Genomic DNA, 10,705 nt, shown 5'->3' with positions numbered 1-10,705 from the left:
CCCCCCCCCCCCCCCCCCCCCCCCGCCGCACTGACGGCAACCATCCTCGAAAAGAAAGACTCCGGCGAGATCGGACTGCGCTTCGACTGCCCGGAAACGGAGGTCATGGCGGCTTTGCACCGCATCGGCTCGATGCCGCTGCCGCCCTATATCCGCAAGCTGCGTACCGTCTCGGCCGAGGACGATGCCGATTACCAGACCATCTTCGCATCGCGCGAGGGTGCGGTCGCGGCGCCGACCGCCGGCCTGCACTTCACGCCCGAACTCCTCGACGCACTGGAGCAGCGCGGCGTGAAGCAGGCGCGGGTGACATTGCATGTCGGCGCCGGCACCTTCCTGCCGGTGAAGGTCGAGGACATCGCCGAGCACAAGATGCACGCCGAATGGGGCGAAGTTTCCGCCGCGACCGCCGACGCCTATAACCGCGCCCGCGCCGAAGGCCGGCGCATCGTCGCCGTCGGCACCACCTCGCTGCGCCTGTTGGAATCGGCACTTGACGCCGAGAGCAAGCTGCAGCCCTTCGCGCGCGAGACCGATATCTTCATCCACCCGGGGAAGAAGGTGCGCGCCGCCGACCTGTTGCTCACCAATTTCCATCTGCCGAAATCGACCTTGTTCATGCTGGTCTGCGCCTTCGCCGGCACCGAGAAGATGCGCGCGGCCTACCAGCACGCGATCGACAGCGGCTATCGCTTCTTCTCCTACGGCGATGCCTGCCTCTTGGAGAACGCCGCGTGAGCCACTTCGACATTCTCGCCACCGACGGCAAGGCGCGGCGCGCCCAGCTCAAGACCGCGCATGGCATCGTGAACACGCCGGCCTTCATGCCGGTCGGCACCGCGGGCACCGTCAAGGCGATGCATCCGGAATCGGTGAAGGCGACCGGCGCCGAGATCATCCTCGGCAACACCTATCATCTCATGCTGCGCCCGGGCGCCGAGCGGGTCGCGCATTTCGGCGGCTTGCACAAGTTTGCCAACTGGCCGGGGCCGATCCTGACCGATTCCGGCGGCTTCCAGGTGATGAGCCTGGCGCAGCTCCGCAAGATCAGCGAGGAGGGCGTCGCCTTCCGCTCGCATATCGACGGCGCGAAGATCATGCTGACACCGGAGCGGAGCATCGAGATCCAGCACCTGCTCGATGCAGACATCACCATGTGCTTCGACGAATGCACGCCCTTCCCGGCGACCGAGCAACAGGCGGCGGATTCCATGCGGCTCTCGATGCGCTGGGCGGCGCGGAGCCGCAAGGCGTTCCAGCAACGCGCGGGTTATCACCAGTTCGGCATCGTGCAGGGCGGCATCTACCGCGACCTCCGCGAGGAATCCGCGAAGACGCTGGGCGAGATCGGCTTCGAAGGCTATGCGATCGGCGGCCTTGCCATCGGCGAAGGCCAGCAGGAGATGTTCCGCGTGCTCGACTTCACCCCGGATTTCCTGCCCCAGGATCGCCCGCGCTACCTGATGGGGGTGGGGCGGCCGGAGGACATCGTCGGCGCGGTCCAGCGCGGCATCGACATGTTCGACTGCGTGATGCCGACGCGCTCGGGCCGCACCGGCCTCGCCTTCACCCGGCGCGGCGAGCTCAACATGCGCAACGCGCGCCATGCCGACGACACCGGGCCGATCGATCCGGATTGTTCATGCCCGGCCTGCCGCCACTATTCGCGCGGCTATTTCCACCACCTGATCAAGGCCAAGGAGATGCTGGGGCCGATGCTGCTCACCTGGCACAATCTGCATTACTATCAGGAGGTGATGCAGGGCCTGCGCGGCGCAATCGAGGCCGGGAGTCTCGAGAAGTTCGTCGCCGACTTCCACGCCCAACGAGCGGAAAGCGAGAAAGAGTGACCGACATCCAGTTGATCGCCAGCGACCTCGACGGAACCCTGCTGCGCCATGACGGCAGCCTCTCGCCGCGCACCGTCGCCGCGGTCAAGGCCGCCGTCAAAGCCGGCTTCCAGATGGTGCTGGCCAGCGGCCGGCCGCCGCGCACCATGCAGCCGATCGCCGACCAGCTCGGGCTCAGGAATATCGGGGTCTGCTCCAACGGCGCCATTCTCTACGATTTCGATAAGCAGGCCGTGATCGAGAACCGGCATGTGCCGCGCGATGTCCTGAAAAACATCATCCTGCGCCTCAAGGAGCGCGAGCCGAGCGTCTGCTTCGCCACCGAGCACGGCCATCATGTCGGCACCGAGCCGCATTTCCCGCGGCCCGATACCTGGGTCAGCGGCGTCGCACCGAAGATCGGCGACATCGACACGCTCTGCGCCGAGGACGTGATCAAGCTCGCGGTCCATCACCCGGACCACGCGGTGGAGACCTTGGCCGAGCTGGTCCGCGCCGTCACCGGCAACGAGCTCTCGGTAACCTTCTCCGGCATGCATTTCGTCGAAGTCGCTGCCGCCGGCGTCTCCAAGGCGCTGGGCCTGGCCGATGTCTGCAAGCGGCTCGGCGTCGATCCTAAGAACGTGGTGGCCTTCGGCGACATGCCGAACGATCTCGCGATGCTCTCCTTTGTCGGCCGCGGCGTCGCCGTCGGCAACGCCCATCCCGACGTGATGGCGGAAGGCTATGAGACCACCGGCACGAATGACCAGGACGGGGTCGCGCAGGTGATCGAGGCGCTGGTTGCGGCCCGCTCGAAGGCCGCGGAGTAGGAGACGCGCAATGGCCAAGCCGAAATACACCACCCTCACCCAGCTCGGCGCAAAGAGCGATCTGCCGTCCGAGCCCAGCGTCAAGACCCTGGAGCGCGTGCCCAACCCGCATCCCTCTGAGAACTACACCGTGCGATTCACCGCGCCGGAATTCACCTGCCTCTGTCCCGTCACCGGGCAGCCGGATTTCGCGCATTTCGTCATCGACTATCTGCCGGCGAAATGGCTGGTGGAATCGAAGTCGCTGAAACTCTATCTGCATTCCTACCGCAACCATGGCGGTTTCCACGAAGGCACCACCCTCGACATCGCCAAGGACCTGATCGCCGCGATCGCGCCCCAATGGATCCGCATCGGCGGCTACTGGTATCCGCGCGGCGGCATGCCGATCGACGTCTTCTTCGAGAAGGGCAAGAAACCCGCCGACCTCTGGGTGCCGGAGCAGGGCGTCGAGCCCTATCGCGGACGCGGATGAGCATCCAGGACGCCATCCGCAACAAAGCCCTTGAGCTCGGCTTCGATGCCGTCGGCTTCGCCAAGGCCGCGCTCGCACCGGAAGCGCAGGAGCACCTGAAAGCCTTCATCGCCCAGGGCCTGCATGGCGAGATGGACTGGATGCCGGCAAAAGCCGACCGCCGCGGTGATCCGAAAGTCCTCTGGCCCGAGGCGAAAAGCGTCGTCGTCCTCGGCCTCAACTACGGCCCCGATGAAGCGCCCACCGATCTGCCGCCCGATCGCGCCAACATCTCGGTCTATGCGCGGCATCGCGACTATCATGATGTGCTGAAGAAGAAGCTGAAAGCCCTCGGCCGCTGGATTGCCGACACCCACAAGACCGAAGTGAAGGTCTTCGTCGATACCGCGCCGGTGATGGAGAAGCCGCTGGCCCAGGCCGGCGGCATCGGCTGGCAGGGCAAGCACACCAATCTCGTCTCCCGCGAACTCGGCTCCTGGCTGTTCCTGGGCGAGGTCTTCCTGGCCCTCGACCTCGAGGCCGATCAAGCGGAGAGCGATCGTTGCGGCGAATGCCGGCGCTGCCTCGATGCCTGCCCGACCCAGGCCTTCCCGGTGCCTTATCAGATCGATGCGCGGCGCTGCATCTCCTATCTCACCATCGAGCATAAGGGATCGATCCCGCGCGGGCTCCGGCCGCTGATCGGCAACCGGATCTACGGCTGCGACGTCTGCCTCGCCGTCTGCCCCTGGAACAAGTTCGCCCAGGCGGCGGCGCAGCCGGAACTGAAAGCCCGCGCCGACCTGACCGCGCCGGAACTGGCCGCGCTCGCCACCCTCGACGATGCCGCCTTCCGCCAGCGTTTCGCCGGGTCACCGGTGAAGCGGATCGGCCGCGACCGTTTCCTGCGCAACGTGCTGATCGCCATCGGTAACAGCGGGATCGCAGACCTCAAGGCCGCCGCCCGGCCGCATCTCGCCGACCCTTCGCCCCTGGTCCGCGAGGCCGCGGTCTGGGCCCTGGGACGGCTTTGTTCGCCGGCCGAAATGCGGGCATTCAGGCCGGTAACCGAGGACCCCCATTTGGGGGTGGCCGAGGAATGGCGCATCGGCATGGATGAAGCGTCGCCTTCGCGCTGAGACCGAAGGTCGGTGCCGTTGTCAATTTAAGGTTAGCTTTCTTGCACTTAGGTGTGGGGCCGCAGGCCCGGCTCGGCTTTGAGACGATGCCGAATAGGCCTATAATCTCGGCCATTCCTCTGGACTATTTTCGCGGCTCGGTCGTTGCGGCGCCCCTGCCGCTCGGGACCTGACAGTCATGAAGCTTTCCATCTGTCGGCGTGGCGTGAAAGCCTTGGGCGCTCTCGGCGCCGGCTGCGCGTTGGCGCTCGGTTTGGTCCTCGCGAACCCGGCGCTGGCGGAGCCGCGCGTCGCGCTGGTGATCGGCAACTCGGCCTATCAGGGCGGACTGCCGGCGCTGCCCAATCCGGCCAACGATGCCAAGCTGATGGCCAAGACGCTGAAGAGCGTCGGCTTCGACGTGGTCGAGGCGGAGGATGCCGGCGCGGATCAGATCAAGCAGGCGATCGCCGCCTTCAGCAAGAAGCTGGCGGCGGCGGGCGCCGAAGGCACCGGTCTTTTCTTCTACGCCGGTCACGGCGTGCAGGTTGCCGGCGAGAATTACCTGATCCCGATCGACGCCAAGCTCGAACGCGAAGCCGATGTGGCGCTGCAGGCGGTCGCGGCCTCGACGGTGCTGCAGCAGATGGATTTCGCCGGCAGCGCGGTGAACATCATCATCCTCGATGCCTGCCGTAACAATCCGCTGCCGAGCTCGGCGCGCAGCGCCAGCCGCGGGCTGGCCGAGATCAAGGCGACGCCGCGCGGCAGCTTCATCGCCTATTCGACCGCACCCGGCTCGACCGCGGCGGACGGCGACGGCGTCAATAGCCCCTATACGACGGCCTTGGCCGAGGTCATCACCCAGCCCGGCCTCTCCATCGCCGACGTGTTCCAGGAAGTGCGCACCAAGGTGCTGGCTTCGACCGGCAACACGCAGACGCCCTGGGATTCCTCGTCGCTGACCGGCCGCTTCTATTTCAAGCCACCGGAAGCGGGGCAGGTGGCCGCGCTCACGCCGCCGCCGGCAACGCCGGCCGCGCCCGCCGCGGATGATCCCCTGGCGCTGGAGAAGGCCTATTGGGAAAGCGTCGCCGACGGCAACGACTCCGACGCCATCGAGCTCTATCTGCTGAAATACCCGAACGGCCTCTATGTCGAGCGCGCGAAGGCCAAGCTTGCGGAGCTCAACGGTGGCAGCACCCAGGTGGCGAGCGCCGACGCGGCCCAGACCGTCCAGCCGCCGAAGCAGCCCGATGCCGCCGCGCAAACCGTCGCCAAGCCGGCGGCGGGAACTTCCTTCATCCTGCAGAGCCAGACCGTCTATGCCAAGGACGGCGGCCAGGTGCGCGCCGAGCCGAGCTCCAAGGCGCGGATGCTCTCCAAGCTGCCGACCAATGCCGAAGTGACGGCGTCCGGCATCTCGACCGATGGCAAGTGGTGGCGGGTGCAGCTCGCCGACGGCCAGACCGGCTATATGCACAACAGCGTGGTCTCCGAGCAGCCGGTGCAGATGGCTTCCGCCGAACCGGCCCAGCCGGCCGCCACCCGGACCCTCAGCGCCGAGGCCTTCGTGCCGGTCGCCACGGCGGAGCCGCAACCGCCCATGCCCCAGGGCAACGACGTGGCCCAGCAACTGCTGTCACAAGCCGCCAGCCAGTTCGGGATCAGCATCCCGCAGACACAGTCCGCCCCGCAGCCCCAGCCGCAGCAGATGGCCTCCTCGCTGTCCTTCGACCCGATCGCCGAGACGATCAAGGTCCGGCAGGGGACGCAGATCTACAATGCCGTGGGCGGTCAGCCGATCTTCCAGCTCAGCCAGGGTGGTCCATTGCTGGCCACCGCGCGCAGCAGCGACGGGCGCTGGTTCGCGGTGTCCCTCCCGAACGGCGGGACGGGTTATGTCGGACGGCAATACCTAGTAAAGTAAGCCCGCTCGCCGCGATGGTCGCGGCGGGTCCGGGGGAGGAGCGGGCGATGCGTGCCTTGGCCGGCCGCGCCCTGTTGAGCATCCTGTTATGCGCTTGGCTCTGCGTCGTCGGCGGACCGTTCGCGGCGGCCGAGCCGCGCGTCGCCTCCGAAACCAAGGTGCCGGATCTCCCAGCCTGTGCCGCCGCCCGCGCGCTTCTGGTAAAGATGCAGCAGGAGTGAGCCAGGACGGGTCTTCAGATCAACAGGGAGCGACGATCCGAGCATGAATCCGAAGGGCATGATTAAGAAGCTTGCATGGTCCGCCGCGCTGCTTCTGGCGGCGTCGTTTTCGAGCCTGCCGGCGATCGCCGACTCATCCGGAACGGTCCTCGTTCAGACCGCTCAGGCCCAGAGCGAACTCGATTACTGGAATGCGATCAAGGACAGCAAGAAGGCCGAGGACTACCAGGGCTATCTCGACAAGTATCCCAACGGCAACTTCGCCGACCTCGCCAAGCTGCGGGTGAAGAAATACACCGTGGCGGCGCCCGCACCCGAACCGGCGCCGGCCGCGCCCGCGCCGGATCCACAGCAGCAGGACATCGCCTACTGGAACTCGATCAAGTCCAGCAAGAACGCAGACGACTACAAGGCCTACCTCGAGAAATACCCGAACGGCGAGTTCGTCGATCTCGCCAAGCTCCGGGTCGAGCAATACGCCAAACCCATAGGGGATCCGGTGTCGACGCCGACGGTCGAGCCGCTGCCGTCGTCCGAGCAGCCGGCGGCTGTCGCCCCGACCCCGAGCCCGGCGCCCACGCTCACCTTCGTCGCGCAGAGCGCCACGCTCTATGCGACCAACGGCGGCCAGGTGCGGGCCGAGCCGGATCCCAAGGCGGCGCTGGTCACCAAGCTGAAGACCAACACCGAGGTGAAAGCGACCGGCCTCTCCACCGACGGCAAATGGTGGCGGGTCGAGGTTGGCGGGCAGAGCGGCTACATGCACCGCTCGGTGCTGAGCGAGCAGCCGGTCGCGGTCACGCAGAAGAAGAAATCCGAGCCGGCTGCTGCCCCGGAGCCGACCGGCCCCGACGAGGAGATCTGCAAGCCGACCTCTTCGGCATCGGGCAATGGCCGGGTCGCCGCCTGCGAGCGTCTGGTGGCGAAAGCGGCGGACGACAAGGCGAAGATCGCGGCTTTGGGCGATCTCGCCGCGGCGCTCAACCAGGCCAAGCGCCGCGACGAGGCGATCCGCAAATACGAGCAGGCGGCCGTATTGGCGCCGCGTGATCCGTCGATCTACACCCGGATCGGCCTGGTGCGGCTCGACCAGCGCCGCTTCCCGGAAGCGCGCGCAGCCTTCGAGAAGGCCGCGCAGCTCGACAACCAGGATCCCGACATCGTGTACTACCGCAGCCTCTCCTATATCGGCGTCGGCGATTTCGAGAAGGCGAAGCTCGAGGTCGAGCGCGCCTTGCTCGTGCCCAACGATCCCGCGCTCTATTACGAGAAGCTCGGCGAGATCAACATCGCGCGCGGCGATCTCGCCGCGGCCAAGGTCGCGCTGGAGCGCGGCAACGCCGCCGATTCCAACCGGCGCTCGCTGACCCTGGCGGCGGTCAACTACTTCACCGGCAACCACGACGCGGCCGCCAGCCAGGCCTCGGCCTCCAGCGCGCCGACCGCGCCGCTCTGGTCGGCGCTCGCGAAGAAGGCGAAGGGCGATGCCGGCGGCGCCACCGCGGCATTGGAAAGCGGCAAGGGTGCTGCGGGCGATGCCTGGCCGGGCCCGGTCTATGACACGCTCTCCGGCGCCACCACGCTCGCCAAGGCCAAGCCCGCGGCCAAGGACCGCGACGCCAACACCGGCTTCGAGCAGCTCTGCGCCTTGAACTTCTTCGCCGGCGAATGGGCCTACCTCAACGGCGACAAGGAGGCGGCGCGCAGCGCGCTCCAGGCCGCCCTGGCGACCCGCGCCTACTGGACGCTGGAATTCGCAGCGGCCAAGGCCCGGCTCGCCAATATGTGAGGCAAGGGCGGGTCGCACCGATGCGGCTGTTGCGGTTCATCGCGCTCGTTTTCGCAAGCCTGTTTCTGCTTTCGGGCATGGCGCAGGCCGAGCCGCGTGTCGCTCTGGTGATCGGCAATTCAAGCTATGGCGGCGATCTCGGGCAGCTGCCCAATCCCGCCAACGACGCCCGGCTGATGGCGAAGACCCTGAAGAGCATCGGCTTCGAGGTGATCGAGGCCGAGGATGCCGATCTCGCGGCGATGAAACGCAAGGTGCAGGATTTCGGCGAGCGCCTCGCCACGGCGGGCACGGGCGCCACCGGGCTCTTCTTCTACGCCGGACACGGCCTGCAGGTCGGCGGCACCAACTATCTCATCCCGATCCACGCCAAGATCGCGCGCGAGCCCGATGTCGAGTTCGAGGCGGTGCCGGTCGATCTGGTGATGAAGCAGATGGCCTTCGCCGAATCCGCGGTCAACATCGTCATCCTCGATGCCTGCCGCAACAACCCGCTCTCACGCGGCTTTCGTGCGGTGACCCGCGGGCTGGCCGATCCCAGCATCCGGCCGATGGGCAGCTTCATCGCCTATTCGACCGCGCCGGGCGACGTCGCCGAGGACGGGAAGGGCGGCAACAGCCCCTATACCACCGCGCTGGCGGCGGCAATCACCAAGCCCGGCGCCAGCATCAACGACGTCTTCCAGGAGGTGCGCGGCCAGGTGCTCGAGGCGACCGACAAGAAGCAGGTGCCTTGGGATGCCTCCTCGCTGACCGCGCCCTTCTACTTCGTGCCTGCGGCCGCGGCATCCGCGCCGGCCGCCACAAATGCGGTCGATCCCAAGGCGATCGAGCTCGCCTTCTGGGATGCGATCAAGGACAGCAAGAGCGCCGAAGACTATCAGGCCTATCTCGACAAATATCCTGACGGCGATTTCGCCCCGCTGGCGCGCCTGCGCGCGCAACCGGATGGCCAAAGCGCCGACCGCGTGCTGCACCCGGCGCCGGACCTCTCGGCCGCGACCGGAACGCCCGGTGTCACGGCCGTCGAATCTGCTTTCTGGGATGCGGTCGAGGCCGACGCATCGGCCGAGAGTTATCAGGCCTATCTCAACAAATATCCCAAGGGCGTGTTTGCGAGCCGGGCCGAGCAGCGCCTCGCGGCGCTCCAGGCGCCGGCGCCCGCCGCCGCGCCGCCGCTTCCCGACATCGTCGCGGTCAGCGCGAAGCTCTTCGCCAGGGACCAGGCGCGGCTGCGCGAGGCGCCGTCGGGCGAGGCGAAGATCGTGACCCACCTTGCCGCGAACACGGAGCTCGAGGCCACCGGCCGCACCACCGACGAGGCCTGGTGGCGGGTGAAGCTTGCCTCCGGGCAGGTCGGCTTCGTCGCGGCGAGCGCGGTCACCGACCAGCCGCCGCCCCCGGCGATCACGCCGCCACCCGTGGCGGCGCCGGAAGCGCCGCAGGAGTCGGAAGGGATGACGGTCACCCTCGGCAAGCCGCCTGGGGACGACAAAGAGGTCTGCGGCTCCGTGGAGGGTCTCCTGGCGACGGATCGCGAGGCGGCCTGCCGGCGCTTGCTGGAAGCCGGCATCGCCGACGACACCCCGCACTACAATGTGCTGATGGATCTCGGCCGCGCCCTTTACGATCAGGAGCGCTATGAAGACGCGCTGCAGAGCTACCGGGCCGCAGTCGATATCGACCCCGAGTATTTCGGCGCCTTCTACATGATCGGCCGCGTCAATCTCGACCGCGGCGCGACCGCCGAAGCCCGGGTCGCTCTGGAACGGGCGGTGGCATTGGACCCGAAGCAGGCGGATTCGCTCTTCTACCTGGGTGCTGCGCAGCGGCGGCTCGGCGACTTCGATGCGGCGCTCGCCAATATCGAGCGCGCCGTGAAGATGAAACCGGAGGAACCGGATTATGCCGAAGAGGTCGGGCTGCTCCTCCTGTCCAAAGGCAAGATCGCGGACGCAGTCGTCGAGGCCGACCGTGCCGCGGTGTTCGAGCCGGACGGCTTCATGATCGCCAGCATGTTCGCCTACCATCTCGGCGGCCGTGACGACGACGCGCTCGCCATGGCCGACCGCGGCGTCGCGGCGGAGGGCAACTGGGCTTATTGGTGGATCTGGGAGGCGATGATCCAGCGCGCCAAGGGCGATGCGGCAGGGGCGCAGCAGACCCTCGGCGAAGCGCAGCGGCAGTTCACCGACTGGCCGCGACCGGTCATCGATTTCATGGCCGGCGAGCTCGACGGCGAGGGCTTGCGGCGCGCCGGACGGAGCGGCGACGCGCGGGAGCAGAAGCAGCGCCGCTGCGAGCTCGAGTTCTATATCGGGGTCCAGGCGGCGCTCGCCGGTGACAAGCCGACGGCCCGGGCCGCCTTCCGGCGGGTGCAGGGCACGCGGGTCTATGAATACATCGAATACATGGTCGCGCCGGCCTTCCTGGCCGCACTGGAGCCCGGATAAGCCCTGACCCGGCACGGGTTCTTTAACGATTATAAAATCGGGTTCCAAGCCTTCGGCGGATATGGCAATATTCCGGTC

At 67.3% G+C, this 10,705-nt stretch carries 9 protein-coding genes; all 9 read left to right on the top strand.

What is annotated here, in order from left to right; all coding sequences use genetic code 11:
* Window positions 1-30 precede the first annotated feature (30 nt).
* The 9 genes from queA (at window position 31) to ACH2CY_RS19070 (ending at window position 10,627) form a co-directional block, all read left to right on the top strand.
* Entirely contained in the window at window positions 31-738 is a 708-nt protein-coding gene (gene queA, locus ACH2CY_RS19110; protein ID WP_395020990.1) for a tRNA preQ1(34) S-adenosylmethionine ribosyltransferase-isomerase QueA, read from the top strand.
* Complete coding sequence (gene tgt, locus ACH2CY_RS19105) at window positions 735-1,850, top strand: tRNA guanosine(34) transglycosylase Tgt (RefSeq protein WP_395020930.1); 1,116 nt, start codon at window positions 735-737, stop codon at window positions 1,848-1,850. Before queA ends, tgt begins: the two co-directional genes overlap by 4 nt.
* The gene (locus ACH2CY_RS19100) at window positions 1,847-2,662 is read left to right on the top strand and encodes a Cof-type HAD-IIB family hydrolase (protein WP_395020928.1); all 816 of its coding nucleotides are present in this window, start codon (window positions 1,847-1,849) and stop codon (window positions 2,660-2,662) included. Before tgt ends, ACH2CY_RS19100 begins: the two co-directional genes overlap by 4 nt.
* Before the next feature lie 10 nt (window positions 2,663-2,672).
* Window positions 2,673-3,137: a preQ(1) synthase gene (gene queF, locus ACH2CY_RS19095; protein ID WP_395020927.1), complete on the top strand. Its 465-nt coding sequence runs from the start codon at window positions 2,673-2,675 to the stop codon at window positions 3,135-3,137.
* Window positions 3,134-4,255: a tRNA epoxyqueuosine(34) reductase QueG gene (gene queG / locus ACH2CY_RS19090; RefSeq protein ID WP_395020925.1), complete on the top strand. Its 1,122-nt coding sequence runs from the start codon at window positions 3,134-3,136 to the stop codon at window positions 4,253-4,255. The genes queF and queG overlap by 4 nt, the downstream gene beginning before the upstream one ends.
* Before the next feature lie 178 nt (window positions 4,256-4,433).
* Window positions 4,434-6,164, top strand: a complete 1,731-nt coding sequence (locus ACH2CY_RS19085) for a caspase family protein (RefSeq protein ID WP_395020924.1) — start codon at window positions 4,434-4,436, stop codon at window positions 6,162-6,164.
* Window positions 6,165-6,211: 47 nt separating this feature from the next.
* Window positions 6,212-6,385, top strand: coding sequence for a hypothetical protein (locus tag ACH2CY_RS19080; protein ID WP_395020923.1), 174 nt, complete (start codon window positions 6,212-6,214; stop codon window positions 6,383-6,385).
* Window positions 6,386-6,443: 58 nt separating this feature from the next.
* Window positions 6,444-8,174 carry an SH3 domain-containing protein gene (locus ACH2CY_RS19075; protein WP_395020922.1) on the top strand — a complete coding sequence of 577 codons (1,731 nt, stop codon included), beginning with the start codon at window positions 6,444-6,446 and terminating at the stop codon, window positions 8,172-8,174.
* 20 nt (window positions 8,175-8,194) lie between these two features.
* The gene (locus ACH2CY_RS19070) at window positions 8,195-10,627 is read left to right on the top strand and encodes a caspase family protein (protein ID WP_395020920.1); all 2,433 of its coding nucleotides are present in this window, start codon (window positions 8,195-8,197) and stop codon (window positions 10,625-10,627) included.
* Window positions 10,628-10,705: the final 78 nt, after the last annotated feature.

The organism is Dongia sp., assembly GCF_041905885.1.
Lineage (GTDB): Bacteria > Pseudomonadota > Alphaproteobacteria > Dongiales > Dongiaceae > Dongia.
The sequence above is the reverse complement of the archived record's forward strand: the minus strand, read 5'-3'. Positions and strand labels throughout refer to the sequence as shown.

Coding starts and splice junctions, on each gene's coding strand:
- ACH2CY_RS19080 (WP_395020923.1), top strand. CDS start 6,212: ATGCGTGCCTTGGCCGGCCGCGCCCTGTTGAGCATCCTGTTATGCGCT.
- ACH2CY_RS19070 (WP_395020920.1), top strand. CDS start 8,195: ATGCGGCTGTTGCGGTTCATCGCGCTCGTTTTCGCAAGCCTGTTTCTG.
- ACH2CY_RS19075 (WP_395020922.1), top strand. CDS start 6,444: ATGATTAAGAAGCTTGCATGGTCCGCCGCGCTGCTTCTGGCGGCGTCG.
- queG (WP_395020925.1), top strand. CDS start 3,134: ATGAGCATCCAGGACGCCATCCGCAACAAAGCCCTTGAGCTCGGCTTC.
- ACH2CY_RS19085 (WP_395020924.1), top strand. CDS start 4,434: ATGAAGCTTTCCATCTGTCGGCGTGGCGTGAAAGCCTTGGGCGCTCTC.
- queF (WP_395020927.1), top strand. CDS start 2,673: ATGGCCAAGCCGAAATACACCACCCTCACCCAGCTCGGCGCAAAGAGC.